Below are 17,932 nucleotides of genomic sequence, written 5' to 3'. Positions count from 1 at the left end.
TGAAGCCGATGCGCGCAATCCATATGGAAAACCATCTCGTCAACCGCATCGGCTGGCTGCGTGCCGCCGTGCTCGGTGCCGATGTCGGGCTCGTCTCCACGGCGGGCCTTATTATTGGCGTGGCCGCTTCCTCAGCTGCCTCGGGCGTGCGAGCACACGGTCGGGCCTCCGGACGTCGCATGGAGTCCTACGACGGTGATGGCGACGTCATAACCCACGAGATCGCCGGTATCGGCGCACCGTCGTATGTTGCGCCCCCCCGACCGCCTGGGCGCCCTCTCACGTGGCAGCCGGCGCGACGGCACGGCCGCGCCGGCCAGTCCCGGCTCAGCGCAGGAGCTGGAGGATGCCCTGGTTGGCGGCGTTGGCCAGCGACAGCGCCGAGATCGCTAGGGACTGGCGCGTCGACAGCGCCTGCGAGCGCGCGGCCTCCTCGTTCATGTCCGCATCCGTGAGGTTCGCCGCTCCGGTGTCGAGCCCGTCGACCATCTGCTTGGTGAAGTCCTGCCGCGTCTGAACCCTAGAGGTTCGAGCCCAGGGTCGAGCTCAGCGACTTCAGGCTGGTCAGCGCGTTGGTCAGCGCGTCCGACGCCTTGGCGAGGTCGGCGTTGTTCTGCACGCCGAAGTTCGCCCCGCCCTGGGCAGTCGCCGAATCCACGAAGCTGCCGAGCCCGAGGCCGGCCGCCGACAGGGCGGTGCCCTGGGCGCTGAGCTTGGATCGAGCCGAGCCGGTCTTCTCGTTGAAGGCGATGGTCAGGTTGTCGCCGGCCAGAAGGTTGGTGCCGTTGAAGCCGGCATCCTTGGCCGCCTGGTCGACCTGCGTGCCGAGGTTGTTGAACTGGTCGATCAGGGCCGAGCGCTGGGCCGAGATGCCGCTGGCCGTGGTGAACGCCGCCCCGCCGGTGAGCTTTCCGGTCTCCGTGGTGTCGGCGGTGAACTTGCCGGCCGTGGTCAGGCCGGCGGCCAGGGTGATCGCGTCCGAGCCGGTGCCGACGACGTCGAGCTGGCCGCTGCTGTCGACGGAGGCGGTGGCTCGGCTTCACTGCTGCTGCTCCACCGATCAATCCTGACGCGAACTCTTGACCCTTTGGCGACCTTCGGAAGGTCCGCTTCCGGGCTGTTGAGGTAGAGGCCAACGTCCGGGGTGGGTGGTTTTCTGCCAGTCTGCTTTTGAGCGTCAAACTTCAGAGGCGGACGTTCGACATTTGGCAGGTTTTGGCCGTAAGACGCTGGTCCGTTTCTGACAGAGTCCGCCGGAAAAGCTGACGGTGGTGTAGCCGACAGATCTATTTCACCGACCGCGGCGTAGTCGTCGAGCACGGCCCGTTGGCAACATTTGTTGCCTCCGCTCAGGACGAGCGAACGCGATGGTCCTTCTCGCAAGCCCTCTGACTGACTTTTGCGGGGCATATCAAAATCAAGACCCGGTTCCGCCCGCCGATTAGGTCGCCAGCAAGTTCTCATCGGCAATCGGCACACAGGGGCGGGCACTGTTCACGCAAGGCAAATCATCGAGCTGAGCCTGCAGGGGTGCTTCCGCCGGACCATCGACGCCAGCGGACTCCGTTTCGAGATGACAATCCCGATCCGATGAGCGGTCGGGCCGGGTCGCCGGCGCTTAACGGAGGCTGAACGGCGCGGTTCAGGATGAGTTCGAACCCTGGCCCTAGAGAGCCGTCAACCCCGACAGGGGCCGATGCCAGTCTCCACCGGCATCGCCAGGAACTGGCCCCGTCCAGGTACACCGGGCATCCCGTGGCCCAGGCCGGCAAACGACACCCGAGGAAGACTCGACATGAACGACATGCAGACCATCACCGGCACCGTCTGGGCCGTCTTCGGCCACCGCTTCGCCATCGATGGCAAGGAAGGACGCATCCTCGCCGACCTTGGGCCGAAGGGCGCCGAGGTCATCGCAATCGCCCATGGCGACACAGTTACGATCACGGGCGAGCCCAAGCCCTCGGAAATCAAAGTGACGCTCATCACCCTCAAGGACGGCACCGTCTGCGAGATCGCGTGGCCGCGGAAGCTTCACACGGAAAAGGCGAACCAGACCCCGGCCGATCCGGCGGCGGTCCTCGCGGCGGTCAAGGCCGAGGGCTACGCCGTCGAGGGAGAGCCTCAACGCAAGCCGAAGCACTTCGAGATCGTAGGCGCCAAGGACGGCATTCGACACGAGATCCACGTCGAGCTCTATGGGAAGATTCGGACGGCCAAACCGCTCGCCGCCTGAGAGACCGAGCCGGATCGCAGCCGCAATCCGGCGGTCGTGATCCGGTTTGCCGATCCGAAGGAGCGATCACGTTCCCGCGTCATCCCAGATAACGCCGCACCTGCAGGGAGCCAACGGCAGGTCCGACGACTTGGCTCCCGTCCCGGGCGGTTCCGCCCAGATCCCTGCCCAAGGAAAATATCTTGGACGTCATCCATCCCGACCCGCCGATGCGCGAGGAGATCGCGCGCGGCTTCTACCCGGCGTTCGAGGGACGTTGGCGGCGTGCCGAGATCATCGGCCGTTGGGCCATGGTCGCATTCGTGGGCGCCTCCGTCCTCGGAACGTTCGGGCAGGGGCTGTTCAGCGAGCGCGAGGCTGCCAACGCCGATGCCTCGATCAAGCTCCGCTACGAGCCGGTGGTCCGCTTCGGTGCCCCGACCAAGGTCCAGTTCGACACCCGCGTCCCGCCCGGCGGCGATAAGGTCGCCGTGACCATGGCAAAGGGGCTGGCCGATCATTTTGGGTTGGAGAGCATCATCCCGCGTCCTTCTGTCTGGGAAGCCGGCGCCGACAGCATCCGCATGGAGTTCCCCGTCGTGAAGGGTCAGGAACGCGTCACCATCCTGTTCGCGGGCTCGCCCGGCTTCCGCGGCAGCATCCATCTCTGGGCACGGCTGGATGCAGGCGAGACCCTGCCCTGGTCGCAGTATTCGGTGCCGTAGGCATGAGCACCGTCTTCAAGGCCGCGGCCGCCTACCTCGTCGTTCTCTTCGTCATCCGCCTCATCGGACGCCGGACCGCGAGCCAGCAGGCCCCCATCGACATGGTGGTGCTGTTCCTGTTCGGCGGTATGAGCGTCAGCGCGGTGCTCGGCGACGACAAGTCGTTCGTCGGCGCGATGAGCGCGATCTTCACCGTCGGCCTCATGCACGTGGCCGTCTCGTGGCTGAAGCTGCGCTACGTCTGGTTCGAGCGTATCTGCGACGGCACGCCCATCGTCGTCTACCGAGACGGCGACTGGGACGAGACCCAGATGCGGCGCCTGCGGATGCAGCAGGCCGACGTGCGCACCGCCGCCCGCCAACAGGGCCTCGATGACATGGATCAGGTCGCCGTTGCCATCGTCGAGCGGGATGGGAAGGTCTCGGTCATCGAGAGGGACTGATCCCCGGCGGCTGCCCCAGGGCGTGACCCGTCGCTCCGGAACAGACGCCAATCAGGGACCACTCGAAGACGTGACCGAGACGGGCGGGCAACCACCGCACGGTCACCGTGTTGTCGAGGGCACCCGAACACCGCATCGCGTCATCCCACGGCCTTGCGTCGGCGAGCCCATCCGTTCCCATGAGCGAGCCGCACATGACCGACGATACGCTCCCACCCGAAGTCGGCGATGCCCGTCGCCTGGACGCACTCCGAGGGTACGGCATCCTCGATACGCCCCCCGAGAAAGGGTTCGACGACATCGTCGAGCTGGCCCGAATGACCTGCTCTGTCCCGGTCGCCCTGGTCAGCCTGGTCGCCGGCGACCGCCAATGGTTCAAGGCGCGGTCGGGCTTCGCGCCTTGCGAGACCTCCCTGGACAAGTCGGTCTGCGCGCATGTCCTCGGCTCCCCGGACCTGCTCGTAATCGCCGACCTGTCGCTGGACTCCCGTACCAGAGACAATCCCCTCGTCACGGGCGAACCGTACCTGCGCTTCTACGCCGGGGCGCCGCTGGAGGCGGCCGACGGCGAGCGTCTCGGCAGCCTGTGCGTGATCGACCTCGCGCCCCGCCCGGAGGGCCTCACGGATCGGCAGGCGGTAGCCCTACGCGCGCTCGCCGGGCAAGTCATGTCCCAGATGGAACTGCGCCGCTCGGTCGCCGAGCGCGAGGGACTGCTTTCCGGCCAGGCGGCGTTGATCGCGCAGCAGAATGCCCTGATCGCCGCCCAGGCCAGCGTGACTCGGGCGGCAGGGGACCGTGGCGTGATCCTCGATACCCTCGTCGGCGGTGTCATGGCGGCGGTCTGCCAAGCCGAGGGCGCAGTGATCGAGCTCCGTGAGGGCGACGACCTCGTCTATCGCTCGGCACGCGGTGCGCTCGAACCCCACGTCGGGCTGCGCATCCCCATCGACGGCAGCCTCTCGGGCCATTGCTTGGCGACCGCCAAGCCGGTGCTGTGTCCGGACCTCCTCGTTGACCCTCGCGTCCGCCGCGACCTCGTCGGCCCGCTCAACGCACGCTCGGCAGTCTGTGTCCCGATCCTCCGTGGGGACGCCGCCGTCGGTGTCCTGAAGCTACAGTCCAGTCGTCCCGATGCCTTCACCGGCCTCGACCTCCACGTCGCCACCCTGTTCGCCGGCACCATTCCGGCCGGGTTGGCGGAAGCGGGCGAGGCGGAGGCGCGCCGTGGGATGCGGGCCGGCGAGGCCACCCTCCGCACGGTGATGGAGACGCTGCCCGTCGGTGTCCTGATCGCCGAGGCTCCGACGGGCCGCATCGTCGGGCACAACGCCCGGGCCACCGTGATCCTCGGGCATGATGTGGTCTCAGATACGTCCGCCGACCGGAAGGACCGCTGGGTCGGGTTCCATTCTGACGGATGCCAGGTCGAGCCCGGGGATTGGCCCCTCGACCGCGTGGTGCATGCCGGCGAGTCGCGCGCGGATCTTGAAATCGACTACCGCCGCGGCGACGGCAGCCGTGCCTGGGTCGGGTTCTCGGCGGCGCAGATGCTCGACGTTGATGGTCACCGCGTCGGTGCCGTCGTCGTCGTCACTGACATCGACGGGCGCAAGCGGAGCGAGCTCCAGTTGGCCGCCGCCAAGGAGGCTGCCGAGGAGGCAAACCGGGCCAAAAGCGAGTTCCTCGCCAACATGAGCCATGAGCTGCGCACCCCGCTCTCGGCAGTGATCGGCTACTCGGAGATGCTGCAGGAGGAGATGGAGGACGGCGGCCACGACGACCTGCTTCCCGACATGCGCAAGATCGAGGCGAACGCGCGCCACCTCCTCGGCCTCATTAATGACGTGCTCGACCTGTCGAAGATCGAGGCGGAGCGGATGGAGACCTACGTCGAGGACTTCGCCATCGACGCGATCGTCCGCGACGTCGCCTCGACGATCGAATCCCTCGTCGCCGCAAAAGTGAACGTCCTCACGCTGGACCTCGCCGATGACCTCGGCGAAGCGCGTTCCGACGTGACCAAACTGCGCCAGTGCCTGATCAACCTCTTGAGCAACGCCGCCAAGTTCACGGAAGGTGGCCGGATCGCCCTGAAGGCCGAACGGGGCGAACGCGACGGTGAGAGTTGGCTGACCTTCCAGGTGAGCGACACCGGGATCGGCATGAGCCCGGACCAGCAGGCGCGCCTGTTCGAGCGCTTCACCCAAGCGGATGCCTCGACGACGCGGAAGTTTGGCGGCACCGGCCTCGGGCTGTCCATCACCCAGGCGTTCGCATCCATGCTGGGCGGCGATATCAAGGTGGCGAGCGAGGAGGGTCGAGGAACCACCTTCACCATCTCGGTCCCGGCCCGCATCGCTGGCACCAACGACCAGCCGGCAATGGAAGCGGATGTCGGGATGCCTCTATCCGACGATGTGTGCGGCAAGGACGTCGTCCTTGTCGTCGATGATGATCCGGCGCCGCGTGATCTCCTCACCCGCTTCCTCGAACGCGACGGGTTCAAGGCCGTCGCCGCCGTCGACGGGCGGGAGGGCCTGGAGATTGCGCGGACCCTGAGGCCCCGGGTTATCCTGCTCGACGTGACCATGCCGCAGCTGGACGGCTGGTCGGTATTACGAGAACTCAGGGGAGATCCAGAACTCGGCAACACCCCCGTAGTCATGGTCACAGTGCTGGACGAGCAGAACCTAGCCTTCTCCCTCGGAGCCACCGACTACCTGCAGAAGCCGGTGGACTGGGACGAGCTTCAGGGGGTGATGGACCGCTTCCGACCCCGGGACCACGAAGGCCCGCTACTGGTCATCGATGACGATGCCGACACACGGGATCGTATGTCGACCCACCTCACCCGGGATGGCTGGCGGGTCGTCACGGCCGAGAACGGCAAGGTCGGGCTCGGGGTCGTCGCGACAGTGCAACCCTGCCTCATCCTTCTCGATTTGATGATGCCGGAGATGGATGGCTTCGCGTTCCTCGCCACCCTGCGGGCCAAGCCGGAATGGGGTTCGATCCCGGTCGTCGTGCTGACGGCCAAGGACGTCGACGTGAACGACCGGCGGCGTCTGGCCGGACGGGCCGACAAGGTCCTCAGAAAGGGCCAGGTCGGTCTCGACGACCTCACTAGGCTACTACGTTCGGTGGTTTCGCCAAGCCCGGCCTGATCCTCCGAGAGCCATCGCGCTGACGGCTCGCAAGGTCTTGCGCTTCCGGGCCGAAAGATTGTCCCAGGAACGCTGCCTTTCGGTGCTACGGACCCCGTGCCCCCACCGGACATCCTATGGCCCATACCGGATACAACCCGCTACTCGTCACGCTGTCCATCGTCATCGCGGTGTTCGCGTCCTATGCGGCGCTGGACCTCGGTGCCCGCGTCCGGCGTCCGGACGCCGGTGCGCGCTGGGCCTGGGGCGCTGGCGCGGCGGTGGCGATGGGCGGTGGCATCTGGTCGATGCACTTCGTCGGCATGCTCGCCTTCGAGATGGGAATGGCGGCGGCCTACGATCTCGGACTGACGGTCCTGTCACTGCTGATCGCGGTGGGTGTCACGGCCGGCGCCTTTGCCTGGGTTGCACGCCGGGGAACGGGTGCGGGCTCGTTGCTGGTCGCGGGCCCGCTCATGGGCCTTGGCGTGGCGGCGATGCACTACACCGGCATGGCGGCGATGCGCGTGCCGGGCAACCTTGCCTACAACCCGGCTGTGGTGGCGGTCTCGGTCGCCATCGCGGTCACGGCTGCGACCGCAGCCCTGTGGCTTACCTTCCGCCGCAATCGGCCCTGGCAGAAACTCGCCGCCGCCTGCGTGATGGGGCTTGCAGTCGCTGGGATGCACTACACCGGGATGGCCGCGGCGACCTTCACCGCGCAGGAGAGCGGCGCCCATGCGGCCCACGTAGCCACCCTGGCGGCGGGCCAACGCGACCTCGCCCTGGCGGTCGCCGGCGTTACCTTCCTCATCCTGTTCCTGGCGATGATCGCTTCCTCGCTCGACCAGCGTCGGGTGCAGCGACGCCTGCACGTCAGCGAGGCGCGCTTCCGATCCGCCGTCAGGGCCGTCAACGGCGTGATGTGGACGACCGACGCCGCCGGGCATTTCGTCGAGGAGCAAGCAGGGTGGGCGGAGATCACCGGGCACACCCCAGAGCAGTACATGGGCGCGGGCTGGGCGAAGGCGATCCATCCCGAGGATCTCCCGGCGACGATCGCGACCTGGACCGACGCATTGCGAGCCGAGGCCCCTTACACGGTCGAGCATCGCGTGCGCACCGCCCAGGCGGGCTGGCGCCGCTACGTGGCAAGGGCAGTGCCGGTGCGCGATGCCGACGACGCGATCCGGGAGTGGGTGGGCGTCCATGAGGACATCACCGAGCGGCACGCGTTCGAGGTGGCGCTCAAGGAGGCGCGGGACGCGGCCGAGGAGCACAGCCGGGCGAAGAGCCGGTTCCTGGCCAACATGAGCCATGAGCTGCGCACGCCGCTTTCGGCCGTAATCGGCTACTCCGAGATGCTCGAGGAAGAGGCGGAGGAGCTCGGTCAGGAGAGCCTCCTCAAGGATCTCGGAAAAATCAAATCGAACGCCCAGCACCTCCTCGGCCTGATCAACGACGTGCTCGACCTGTCGAAGGTCGAGGCGGAGAAGATGGAGCTCTACCCCGAGGACATCGACGTCGCCGCCTTCGTCACGGACGCGGCCGCCACCGTCGAGGCGCTCGTCGGAAAGAAGGGAAACGTCCTCGTGCTCGACGTGGCCGATGGCGTCGGCCGAGCCCGAACGGACGCGGTGAAGCTGCGCCAGTGCCTGTTCAACCTGCTCTCGAACGCCGCCAAGTTCACCGAGGGCGGCACCATCACGCTGGAAGCCGGGCGCGAGGCGGGTATCCGCGGCGGCTGGCTCCAGTTCACGGTGCGGGATACGGGCATCGGCATGAACCCGGAGCAGGTCGGGCGCCTGTTCGAGCGCTTCACGCAGGCCGACGAGAGCACCACACGCAACTATGGCGGCACCGGTCTTGGATTGGCTCTAAGCCGCGCCTTCGCCCAGTTGCTCGGCGGCGACATCTCCGTGACGAGCGTCGAGGGCGAGGGAACGAGCTTCACCCTGCGCGTGCCGGCGGTGGCACCGGACCGGACGGTCGATGTCGCGCCGGATGCCGTACCGGAGAACGGCGAACGCATGGATGACTTGGTGCTGGTGATCGACGACGAGGCATCCCAGCGCGAGCTCATGACCCGCTTCCTCGAACGCCAGCGCTTTTCCGTGCGCACGGCGGCGGACGGGCGCACCGGCCTCAACCTCGCCCAGTCGCTCAAGCCCCGCGCCATCCTCCTCGACGTCATGATGCCCGAGATGGACGGCTGGTCGGTGCTCGCCGCTCTCAAGTCGGATCCTGAGACTGCCGGCATCCCGGTGGTGATGGTGAGCTTCGTTGCCGACGCGACGCTCAGCGCCTCGCTCGGTGCCATCGAGGCGGTGCCGAAGCCGGTGGACTGGGCGCGCCTCCGGACGATCCTGGATCAGTTCCGGGCAGCGGACGGCGACGTCCTCGTGGTCGATGACGACGCGGACATGCGGCACCGCCTACGGACCGCCCTTGAACGCAACGGCTGGAGCGTCCGCGAGGCCGGCGACGGCCGCGAGGCGCTCGAGCAGGTCGGGCTTGGCGTGCCGCGCCTCGTCCTTCTCGATCTCACCATGCCGGTGATGGACGGGTTCTCGTTCCTTGACCGCTTGCGAAGATTGCCGGGTTGCGCCGACGTGCCGGTAGTGGTCCTCAGCGCCCGGGACGTCACGGCCGAGGAGCGGGACCGGTTATCAGAAGCCGATCGCGTTTTGCGCAAGGGTGATTCCAGTCTCCAGGACATCGCCACCGAATTGCGCAAGCTCGACAACCGTCAGACCAGCAAGTCGGCCTAGAATATCCGATCGATCTGCCGTCCCTAGAGTTTTTCAGTTAAACCATGAGGTCATGGATCGCCGCAACAATCCTTCATCCTACGAACCGCCTGCCAGTGAGCAAGATTAACTGACCCAGATCACTGAAATGACGCAGAGAATATCCACTGTCGGGTGCCTCCTAGATCCCTTTTTGCATCCGTGTGGAGTTGGATGCGGAACGTCCGCTTCCGGGTAAACCTGCAACGAGCGCTGTGGGGCTTTGCGGATCCGATACCACGCCTCACAGCCTAGCAATATCTAAGCACTTTAATGTCGGAGGGCAGCGTGAAGCGCCTTCGGCAGGGTCGGTGGGAGTGTCTTCTCGCCTCGTCGGCATAGGCAGGCGGTCCGCTCGCGATGTTAGGGTAGGCCCCCAACAGCTCCATCCTTGTCCGGCCGCCGTCGAGGAGCCGGCGTCCAACGGCGTACGGGACGAACGTAAAGCAGCAGATGTTCGAGCGCCGCCACGGTGCGGTCAAAGGGTGCCGGACCGGACCCCGGCACGGGCCGGCCCATGCCAGCCGCCTCGATCAAGCTGCGTCGATCCCGGCGGCCGAGGCACCACCCGGTGTCCGCGGCGCGGCCGGCCGACCGCGATCCGGGCCCGCGCCGCGGCACCGGCGCCACGCCCCGACGATCCTGCCTGCTCGCGTTTCAGGCCCCCTGCAGAGCCGCCTTCACCTTGGCCGGGGTGAACGGCACGGACCGCACGCGTACGCCGGTCGCGTCGAAGACTGCATTCGAGACCGCCGCCGGCACGATGGCGGCGGACGGCTCGCCGGCGCCCCACGGCTTCTCGGTTGGCCGGTCGATCAGGTCGATCACGACCTCGGGCACGTCCGGGAAGGTCAGGATCGGGTAGCTCGACCAGTCGAGGCTCGTCACGGCACCGCGATCGAAGGTGACCTCCTCCAGCAGTACCCGGCTGACGGTCTGGATGACATTGCCGTCGAGCTGGTTGCGCACGCCGTCGGGGTTGATGATCTGCCCGCAATCCTGGACCACGAAGAAGCGCGGCACGCGCACCTGCCCGGTGCTGCGATTCACTTCGACCTCGGCCACGCCCGCTACGTAGGTGCGATTGAGTTCGTACTTCACGTAGGAGATCCCGCGGCCGCGCAGCACGTCGCCCGCGGCGTCTTTCACCGGCGAGGGGCGCGCCCGCCACATGGCGAGTTCGGCAAGCCGCTTCAGCACCTCAATGCCGCGCGGATCCTTCAGCGCCCGCAGGCGGTACTCCAGCGGGTCGGCGCCGGCTGCCGCCGCGCACTCGTCGAGGAAGGCCTCGTTGGCGTAGGTGTTCTGCATCCGCCCGGGGGTGCGGATCCAGGAGGGCCGGAACGGCGTCGAGGCCAGCCGGTGGCAGACCGTGCGCACGTTCGGAAAGGCGTAGGGCAGCGCCGAGTTGCCGATGATGTTGCCCGGCGCCATCGTAGTCTCGTGCGGCAGATCGGCCAGCGAGGCCGCCACCAGCGGCACGTTACCGGCCGCCCCCTCCGGGATGTGGAACTGGGAGGACCAGGCGGTGACGTTGCCCTGCGGGTCGAGCCCGGCCTTCAGGTCGATCAGGGTCGGCGGTCCTTTCGGATCCCAGCCGTGCTCGTCGGCGCGCGACCACTGGACCCTCACTGGGCGGCCGACCGCGCGGGCGAGAAGGGCGGCGTCGCCCGCCGCGTCCTCGTGACCGTTGCGGCCGTAGCAGCCCGAGCCCTCGACGTAGATGCAGCGCACCGCCTCCGGCGCGAGGCCGGTCATCGCCGCGAGCTGCTTGCGCAGGGCGTGCGTCATCTGCGAGGCCGTCCAGCAGGTCAGGAACCCGTCCTTCAGCTCTGCGATGGCGCAGGACGGCCCGATCGAGCCGTGGGTATGGATGGCGAAGTCGTACGTCGCTTCGAGCTTCCGGGCCGCCTGTCCGAGCGCCGCCTCGGCATCGCCCGTGCTGCTCGTGACGTCGTCCTTGGTGACCTTCGTGGCGCGCACGTGCTGCCAGAGCTTGCCCTGCTCGGGCAGGCCTTCCCATTCCGACCACGTCGCCTTCAGCTGCTTTGCGGCCTTCACGGCCGCCCACTCCTTCTCGGTGACGATGGCCAGGAAGTTACCCTGGCGCACGACCTTGATCAGTCCTGGGATGTCCGCGACCGAGGCCTCATCCACGCCCTGCAGATCCGCCCCGATGGTTGGGGGACGGACCACCCGCGCATGCACCATGCCGGGCACGCGATAATCCTGCATGTAGGTGAAGCGGCCGGTCATCTTCTCGGGTATGTCGACCCGCGCCACCGGCTTGCCGACGAGGGCGAACTGAGCCGGATCCTTCGTCTTGACCGCCGGATCTACCTTGAGGTCGAGGCGCCCATCCTTCACGAGGTCGGCGTAGGAGAGGCTCTGGCCGCCAGCTTTCGGCCGGACGGTGCCGTTCTCGCTCACCAGCTCGTCGGCCGGTACGCCGAGGCGCTCGCTGGCCATCTGCACGAGGTGCGCGCGGGCCGTCGCCGCCGCCTGCCGGATTTCGACGCCGCCCTTCTGGATCGAGAGGCTCCCGTAGGTCGGTCCCTGATCCGGCGTCAGCGCCGTATCGCCCTGGACGACGGTCACGCGGTCGAGCGGCAGGTCGAGTTCCTCAGCCGCGATCTGCGTCAGGGCGGTCTCGACCCCGGTGCCGAGATCCACCTTGCCGGAGAAGATCGTGGCGTGACCGTCGGCGCCGAGCGCCAGGAAGCTGTCGACGCGGTCCGGGGCGACGGGCTTCGCGAAGCCGTTGGTGGCGACCGGCGCGAAGCTCTGGGCGCTGGCGCCGCGGCCGGACAGCGAGAAGCCGACCACGAGGGCGCCGCCCTGGAGGAGCAGGCTGCGGCGGGAGAGGGCGGGTGCGGTCATGACAACAACCTCTGTCAGAGTGTGCCGGCCGCGCGCTGGACGGCGCGCACGATCCGCTGATGGGTGCCGCACCGGCAGAGATTCTGGGCGAGCGCCTGCCGGATCGCGGTCTCGTTGGGCTTCGGCGTCTCGTTGAGCAGGGCAGCCGACTGCATGATCATGCCATTGATGCAGTAGCCGCATTGCGCCGCCTGCTCGACGATGAAGGCCGCCTGCACCGGGTGCGGCTTGTCCAGGCTGCCGAGCCCTTCGAGCGTCACGATCTTGGCCCCCGCCCTTAGGCTCGAGACCGGGGTGATGCAGGAGCGCACCGCCTGCCCATCGACATGCACCGTGCAGGCGCCGCACTGGCCCAGCCCGCAGCCGAAGCGCGGCCCGTGCAGGCCGAGATCATCGCGTAGCACGTAGAGGAGCGGCGTATCGGGGTCGTCCACGCTCACGGGCGCCACGCGCCCATTCACGTCCAGCGACATCAGCTGCACCATCGGGCATCTCCCTGGAACCATTCTCGGGTGCTCGGCCTATACCCGCCGTAGACCCGGAGCAACGCGGCGGCGTGACAGCGATTCCAATTCGCTGCAGGAAGCCGTGCTGCCCCCGGCGCCGTCAGGGAAGCGCATGCCCTCGCAGAACCGCAGCCGATGCATCCTCGCTCTCGTCCTCGCGCTGTCCGCGGGCCCCGCAGGGGCCGCCGAGCGCCTCGCGCAGGATTGGCCCGAGCCGTCCCGCAAGGCCGCTGAAGCCGTTGCTGACAAGTACGGCGCACCCCAGGAGCAGACGGCGACGCTGCTGATCTGGCACCGCAACGGGCCTTGGATCCGGACGGTGGTGCACAAGATGGGAGCCGAGCACGATTTCCCGGCCAAGCACAACGACGTGCTGGAGCAGAGCTTGCCCTACAAAGTCCCGCTCAACTTCTTCAGCGCGGTCGCCACCTTCAACGGCAGCGTCATTCCGGACCGGACGCGAGGCACGCTCACCGCATACGGCGCTAGCGAGGCCGAGAACGTCCTGAGCCTGAACCTGGCCCGGGCGGTGGTGCGCGGCGAGCTCACGGCGGAGCAGGCACGTGATAAGGAAGTTGCGGCTGCGCAGGAGTTGGCGAACGGACAGGAGCCGGACCTCGCGGCCAAGCTCTCGCTCGATCAGCAACAGGAGGGCGACGTCTCCGACCCAGACACCGCGATGATCCTGCCGCCCAGCCAAAAGCCATAGTCCGGAGTACGCGGCCCGCTGTTATGGCAACGCGTTGATCCATGGGCGCCCCCTGCCTCGATCTCAGATTCTCATGCCGCGCAGTTCTCGACACTCTACCCCATGCGTTGAATACGGTGGTGAAGGCTGGAGCGCCCTGTTCCAATCCGCGCACGTCGGCCGCCGCATCCTGCCGGCCGGGCAACGGGGCATCCGCGATCTCCCGGCGAAACGGCGCGATCCAGTCGTGAAGCGGCCGCCGCGCGCTGGACCGGCTCGTTTGAGGCCGACGCTCAGGACGGTGCGTCAGACGCTTAGAACGATCTTTCCGAGAGGCTCGTTTTTCCTCATGCGGGCGAGCATGATCGGCGCCTCGGCTAGCGCGTAGCGGCTGTTGAATGACTGATGGAAACTTCCGGCTACCATCGCCGGCCACAGGTCGGCTCGGACGCGCACGGTGCGCTTCATCAAGCCCGACGAGCAGAGCCGACTGTGGTTGGCAGCGGGGGGCGATGCAGCCTATTCCTGCATGAGCGTTGTGGTCGAGGTTCGCTGCAGAGAACGTCGACGTTTGCGGCGAACCTACTTTGAAGCGGATCAGCGGCTTTCGGCCAGCATCGGCCGCCGCAGACCGCCTGTCTGAGCGTTTCAGACGGGTGGGATGCGGAACGTCCGCTTCGGATCGCCGTGCCGAACTGGCTGAGCATCATCTTAGGGCATCAGGTTCCTCGCGGCGTTCGCTCACTCCGGCGAGAGCAGGTCCGGCAGGCGCGAGAGATCCTTGAGCGACGCATGCGGTGGCCATGCAAGGTTCGGCGGTTCGCCCACCCGGTCGATCCACACGGAGCGGATTCCGAGCTCGTGGCAGACCTTGAGGTCGGTGAACTGCCCCATGCCGACATGGATGGTTTCCTCTTTCCGCACGCCCATGGTCTTGTAGGCGTGTAGGAAGAGCCCGTGATCGGGCTTATAGGCATGGGCCTGCTCGGCCGTGACGACGAAGTCGAGCGGCACTCCGATGGCCGCGACGGTGCCTGCGATCAGGTCGTCGTCCGTGTTGCTGATGACCGCCAGCCGGTAGCGTGCGCGGAGACGGTCGAGCGCCGCGGGAACCTCGGGGTGCGGCTCGATACGTCCCAGGACCTTCAGCAACGTGTCGCCGTCCTCGGGCTTGGCCGTATGGCCGGCATCGGCGAGGGCCTCGGCTAGGGCGGATCGCAGGATCGACTTGTAGTCGCGGAATTGCGGACGCTTCTGCCGCTCTACCGCAGCCTCTCGCAATCGATCGGCCAGGATGGCCGCTTGCTCCTGCGCATCGGCTTCCGGGAGGCGACGGGCAAGGATCGCGTGGGCCGCCGACCGGACGGCGTCATGCCACCGGACCAAGGTGCCGTAGCAATCGAAGGTGATGACCTTCGGCATCGGTTGAAGCTGCAGCATGATCGGTCCCACCGGGCGAGCCAAGTAGAGTATCCCCGCCTGCAACGCCTGGCGTCCACCCCCTCGAAGATCTGTAGCGCGCGTACGGCTCGGGCGAATGCCACGTTTGTCTCGAACAGGCAGTGCCAAGCATGACAGCCGGCGGGAAGCGGTTTTCCCGCCGGTTCGGCGAATTCACGCGGTGCCGTTGCCACCCGTCGCGCCGTAGACCTCGCCGGTGACGTAGCTCGCCTCCTGGCTGGCCAGGAAGACGTAGACCGGCGCGAGTTCCACCGGCTGGCCGGGGCGGCCGAGCGGCACCTCAGATCCGAACTTCTCGACCGCCTCCTGCGGCTGCCCGCCCGAGGGCTGCAGCGCGGTCCAGAACGGGCCGGGCGCCACCGCATTCACGCGGATGCCTTTTTCGATGGACTGCTTGGCCAGCGCCTTCGTGAACGCGATGATGCCGGCCTTGGTGGTGGCGTAGTCAACCAGGATCTTGGGTGGGTTGTAGGCCACGACCGAGGCCGTGTTGATGATGGACGCGCCGGCCGGCAACAGGGGCATCGCCGCCTTGGTGATCCAGAACATCGCGTAGAGGTTGGTCTTCAGCGTCCGGTCGAACTGCTCGTCCGTGATGTCGCCGATGTCCGTCTGGTTGGTCTGCTTGCCGGCGTTGTTGACGAGGATGTCGAGACCGCCGAGCTCGACCACGGCCTTGTGCACCAGGGTGTCGCAGAACGCCTTGTCGGTGATGTCGCCGGGCAGCAGCACCGCCTTGCGGCCCTCCGCCTCGATGAGCTTCGCCACCGCCCGGGCGTCCGGCATCTCGGCCTCGACGAAGCTGAGCGCCACGTCCGCGCCCTCGCGGGCGAAGGCGATGGCGGCCGCGCGCCCGATGCCCGAATCGGCGCCGGTCACCAGGGCCTTCCGGCCGGCGAGGCGGCCGTGGCCCCGGTAGCTGGTCTCGCCGTGGTCCGGCTTCGGGTCCATCGCGCCGGCGAGGCCCGGCGCCTCCTGCGGTTGCCGCTTGAACGGCGGCTGCGGGTATTGGGTGCGCGGGTCCTGCATCGTGAGGCGGTGGTCGGAGGCGTCGGTCATGGGGTTGTCCTGGCGCGCCGGCTTCGTACGGGACAGCCCGTGCGGCGCGCGTGTCGGGTGATGCTGTCCGGGAACTTCGGAAATCGGCCCCGCCCCCGGATGTTCCGGCCCCTGCGGCCATGCGGACGCCTCCGGGACCTCGCCTAGGCCGCTTCGCCCCGCCTGTCCCCGAGCGCCGCCAAGGCCTCGTCGGCGGCCCGTATCCCGCTGTCGTGGGCTCCGTGTGCAGTGGTGAAGTCGAAAGGATGCGTCGCCTCGCCGGCGAAGAACAGGCGGTCCTCGAATGGCCGGGCCAGCCGCGCCCGCGCATTGGATCGGCCCGGCAGGGCGCAACTATACGCCCCACCGATGGACGCCATCCGGCTCCAGGACGTCGCCGCGAGGGGACGGATGGCCGACGCCACGTCACTGCCGAACAGGGCGGCCAGTTCGGCCGACACGTGGGCGAAGCCGGCGGCCGGGCCCCCCTCCGCCACGATACGGGCGCCGTCGCCCCCGAGGAACGCCTCGATCACCGGCCATCCGTTCGGTCGGATCGAGTAGGCAGCCGACCTTGGGTCGTGCAGGTTGCCGTAGGCATGCGAGTCCGGCTCGAACGCTACGTTATGCCCGATCTCCAGGAAGATCTTTTCGTTGCGGCCCAGCGGCAGGGCGGCGGCCGCCTCGCGCCAGGGTTCGGTCCCGGCGGGAAGGCGGATCGCGTCGCCGGCCAGGACCGCGGTCGAGATCGTGAGGATGGCGGCCCCGGCGCGGATGGTGCCGGCGCGGGTGGTCACGGCGACGCCGTCCGTCGTCAGGTCGATCCGGTCGGCGGGGGTGGCGAGCCGCAGCGTCGTCGTGGACGGCAGGCTGGCAGCGACCAACGTGCCGTGGCCGGACGGCAGATGCCAGTTCCGGCCCGTCGAGGCATCGTCGTAGGCGAGGTAATCGGTCGCGGAGATCTGCTCGGGCGCCATGCCGCTCATGAAGCCGGCGATGGCCCGCACGTAGGCGTTCCAGGGGCCGCCCGGCTGAAGGGCGTCGCTGGCCCGGTCGCTGCCCGCCGCGACGATGCGGAGCCGGTCTTCCCAGTCGCCGTACGCCCTTTGCGCCGCCTCTTGTGCGTGCTCATCGTGCTCGATGCCCGGGTGGGCCTTCGCCCATGGCGGTTCGCCTCGGTCGACCGGGAAGCCCGATGCCTCGGCGATGCCGACCCATGCATTTCGATCGCCGGAGTGGAGCCATTCGCACCCGAGGTCGAGCGGGTACCCTCCGATGTCCTGCGTCCACGCGCGGCCTCCGAGGCGTGCAGATGCCTCAAGCAGCAAGGCCGATGAGCCTTGTGCCGCGAGCCGCCGGGCGGCACCGATGCCGGCGGCGCCTCCCCCTACGATGATGACGTCGAACGCGCTGCACATGGGGCCAAGGTGAGGTCTGCCGACACGACTTCCAAGATAGCTGCGCCGGTTGCACTCAACGTCGTCTGCACACCCCGCGGCTCATTGAACTTCAGACGGCGACCCCGCCGTCCTCCGGCCTGGGCGTCCGTGGTCAGCTCCCATTGAAGTGGTCCGCCCTTTGGTATGGCTTTTGAGCCTGGAGGACGGACAAGATGGCAAAGCCCCCGAAGCCCGAGGAGATCGTCGCGAAGCTACGTCAGGCAGACGTGCTGATCTCACAGGGCCAGAGCGTGGCCGATGCAATCCGCGCGCTCGGTGTGAGTTCGGTGACATACTACCGGTGGCGACGTGAGTTTGGCGGCCTGAAGTCGGATCAAGTTCGACGGATGAAGAGTCTTGAGACCGAGAATGCTCGGCTTCGAAAAGCCATCGCCGATTTGACGCTGGACAAGCTGATCCTGCAGGAGGCGTCCCGGGGAAGACGTCTCGAGCCCTGCGCGCCGACGCGCCTGTATCGAGCACATCATGCGGACGATGACCGTCTCCGAGCGCCGTGCCTGCAGGGCGCTCGGACAGCATCGCTCGACACAGCGCAAGGTACCGCGGGGCCGCGATGATGAAGAGGCGCTGACGGCCGATCT

The 17,932-nt window shown here is 67.7% G+C and carries 14 protein-coding genes and 2 pseudogenes; 9 read left to right on the top strand and 7 right to left on the bottom strand.

Annotation, left to right across the window (positions count from 1 at the left end):
• Nucleotides 1-8: 8 nt before the first annotated feature.
• Nucleotides 9-146: pseudogene (locus FV230_RS30535) on the top strand (VIT family protein); the annotation flags it as partial.
• Nucleotides 147-327: 181 nt separating this feature from the next.
• Here FV230_RS30535 and FV230_RS30530 read toward each other — a convergent pair.
• Nucleotides 328-489: a flagellin gene (locus FV230_RS30530; protein WP_246694736.1), complete on the bottom strand. Its 162-nt coding sequence runs from the start codon at nucleotides 487-489 to the stop codon at nucleotides 328-330.
• 31 nt (nucleotides 490-520) lie between these two features.
• A complete protein-coding gene (locus tag FV230_RS30525) occupies nucleotides 521-658 on the bottom strand; it encodes a hypothetical protein (protein ID WP_246694735.1) in 138 nt (45 codons plus the stop codon).
• Nucleotides 659-695: 37 nt separating this feature from the next.
• On the opposite strand from FV230_RS30525, the gene FV230_RS30520 reads away from it, so the two are divergent.
• The 6 genes from FV230_RS30520 (at nucleotide 696) to FV230_RS04725 (ending at nucleotide 9,300) form a co-directional block, all read left to right on the top strand.
• Nucleotides 696-1,070, top strand: a complete 375-nt coding sequence (locus FV230_RS30520; protein WP_246694734.1) for a hypothetical protein — start codon at nucleotides 696-698, stop codon at nucleotides 1,068-1,070.
• 734 nt (nucleotides 1,071-1,804) lie between these two features.
• Nucleotides 1,805-2,236 carry a hypothetical protein gene (locus FV230_RS04745; RefSeq protein WP_246694733.1) on the top strand — a complete coding sequence of 144 codons (432 nt, stop codon included), beginning with the start codon at nucleotides 1,805-1,807 and terminating at the stop codon, nucleotides 2,234-2,236.
• 209 nt (nucleotides 2,237-2,445) lie between these two features.
• Nucleotides 2,446-2,940, top strand: coding sequence for a hypothetical protein (locus FV230_RS04740; protein WP_147841466.1), 495 nt, complete (start codon nucleotides 2,446-2,448; stop codon nucleotides 2,938-2,940).
• A 2-nt stretch (nucleotides 2,941-2,942) separates the two neighbouring features.
• Nucleotides 2,943-3,383, top strand: a complete 441-nt coding sequence (locus FV230_RS04735; protein WP_147841465.1) for a YetF domain-containing protein — start codon at nucleotides 2,943-2,945, stop codon at nucleotides 3,381-3,383.
• Nucleotides 3,384-3,577: 194 nt separating this feature from the next.
• Entirely contained in the window at nucleotides 3,578-6,550 is a 2,973-nt protein-coding gene (locus FV230_RS04730; protein ID WP_187275385.1) for a response regulator, read from the top strand.
• A 116-nt stretch (nucleotides 6,551-6,666) separates the two neighbouring features.
• Complete coding sequence (locus FV230_RS04725; protein ID WP_147841463.1) at nucleotides 6,667-9,300, top strand: MHYT domain-containing protein; 2,634 nt, start codon at nucleotides 6,667-6,669, stop codon at nucleotides 9,298-9,300.
• 675 nt (nucleotides 9,301-9,975) lie between these two features.
• On the opposite strand, the gene FV230_RS04715 is transcribed toward FV230_RS04725, so the two are convergent.
• Both FV230_RS04715 and FV230_RS04710 read right to left on the bottom strand, forming a co-directional pair.
• Nucleotides 9,976-12,198, bottom strand: a complete 2,223-nt coding sequence (locus FV230_RS04715; protein ID WP_147841462.1) for a molybdopterin cofactor-binding domain-containing protein — start codon at nucleotides 12,196-12,198, stop codon at nucleotides 9,976-9,978.
• Nucleotides 12,199-12,212: 14 nt separating this feature from the next.
• Nucleotides 12,213-12,683 (bottom strand): (2Fe-2S)-binding protein, encoded by a 471-nt coding sequence (locus tag FV230_RS04710; protein ID WP_147841461.1) that lies wholly within the window; start codon nucleotides 12,681-12,683, stop codon nucleotides 12,213-12,215.
• Between the two features lie 133 nt (nucleotides 12,684-12,816).
• Here FV230_RS04710 and FV230_RS04705 point away from each other — a divergent pair, with 133 nt between their 5' ends.
• Nucleotides 12,817-13,413: a hypothetical protein gene (locus FV230_RS04705; protein WP_147724767.1), complete on the top strand. Its 597-nt coding sequence runs from the start codon at nucleotides 12,817-12,819 to the stop codon at nucleotides 13,411-13,413.
• 720 nt (nucleotides 13,414-14,133) lie between these two features.
• Here the strand turns inward: FV230_RS04705 and FV230_RS04700 are convergent.
• The 3 genes from FV230_RS04700 to FV230_RS04690 all read right to left on the bottom strand — a co-directional run bounded on the left by FV230_RS04700 (nucleotide 14,134) and on the right by FV230_RS04690 (nucleotide 17,309).
• Nucleotides 14,134-14,832 carry an HAD-IA family hydrolase gene (locus FV230_RS04700; RefSeq protein ID WP_147841460.1) on the bottom strand — a complete coding sequence of 233 codons (699 nt, stop codon included), beginning with the start codon at nucleotides 14,830-14,832 and terminating at the stop codon, nucleotides 14,134-14,136.
• A 174-nt stretch (nucleotides 14,833-15,006) separates the two neighbouring features.
• Nucleotides 15,007-15,912, bottom strand: a complete 906-nt coding sequence (locus FV230_RS04695) for an SDR family oxidoreductase (RefSeq protein WP_147841459.1) — start codon at nucleotides 15,910-15,912, stop codon at nucleotides 15,007-15,009.
• Nucleotides 15,913-16,055: 143 nt separating this feature from the next.
• Entirely contained in the window at nucleotides 16,056-17,309 is a 1,254-nt protein-coding gene (locus tag FV230_RS04690) for an FAD-dependent oxidoreductase (protein WP_147841458.1), read from the bottom strand.
• Nucleotides 17,310-17,503: 194 nt separating this feature from the next.
• On the opposite strand from FV230_RS04690, the pseudogene FV230_RS04685 reads away from it, so the two are divergent.
• Nucleotides 17,504-17,932: pseudogene (locus tag FV230_RS04685) on the top strand (transposase); the annotation flags it as partial.

The sequence above is a fragment of the Methylobacterium sp. WL6 genome (assembly GCF_008040095.1).
GTDB lineage: Bacteria > Pseudomonadota > Alphaproteobacteria > Rhizobiales > Beijerinckiaceae > Methylobacterium.
Note: the sequence above shows the minus strand (reverse complement) of the source record. Positions and strands in the feature narration are given on the sequence as shown.

Excerpts from the sequence above, each read along its gene's own strand:
- FV230_RS04725 (WP_147841463.1), top strand. The coding sequence starts at position 6,667 with ATGGCCCATACCGGATACAACCCGCTACTCGTCACGCTGTCCATCGTC.
- FV230_RS04705 (WP_147724767.1), top strand. The coding sequence starts at position 12,817 with ATGCCCTCGCAGAACCGCAGCCGATGCATCCTCGCTCTCGTCCTCGCG.
- FV230_RS04715 (WP_147841462.1), bottom strand. The coding sequence starts at position 12,198 with ATGACCGCACCCGCCCTCTCCCGCCGCAGCCTGCTCCTCCAGGGCGGC.
- FV230_RS04700 (WP_147841460.1), bottom strand. The coding sequence starts at position 14,832 with ATGCTGCAGCTTCAACCGATGCCGAAGGTCATCACCTTCGATTGCTAC.
- FV230_RS04690 (WP_147841458.1), bottom strand. The coding sequence starts at position 17,309 with ATGTGCAGCGCGTTCGACGTCATCATCGTAGGGGGAGGCGCCGCCGGC.
- FV230_RS04695 (WP_147841459.1), bottom strand. The coding sequence starts at position 15,912 with ATGACCGACGCCTCCGACCACCGCCTCACGATGCAGGACCCGCGCACC.
- FV230_RS30530 (WP_246694736.1), bottom strand. The coding sequence starts at position 489 with ATGGTCGACGGGCTCGACACCGGAGCGGCGAACCTCACGGATGCGGAC.
- FV230_RS04730 (WP_187275385.1), top strand. The coding sequence starts at position 3,578 with ATGACCGACGATACGCTCCCACCCGAAGTCGGCGATGCCCGTCGCCTG.
- FV230_RS04745 (WP_246694733.1), top strand. The coding sequence starts at position 1,805 with ATGCAGACCATCACCGGCACCGTCTGGGCCGTCTTCGGCCACCGCTTC.
- FV230_RS04740 (WP_147841466.1), top strand. The coding sequence starts at position 2,446 with ATGCGCGAGGAGATCGCGCGCGGCTTCTACCCGGCGTTCGAGGGACGT.
- FV230_RS04735 (WP_147841465.1), top strand. The coding sequence starts at position 2,943 with ATGAGCACCGTCTTCAAGGCCGCGGCCGCCTACCTCGTCGTTCTCTTC.
- FV230_RS04710 (WP_147841461.1), bottom strand. The coding sequence starts at position 12,683 with ATGGTGCAGCTGATGTCGCTGGACGTGAATGGGCGCGTGGCGCCCGTG.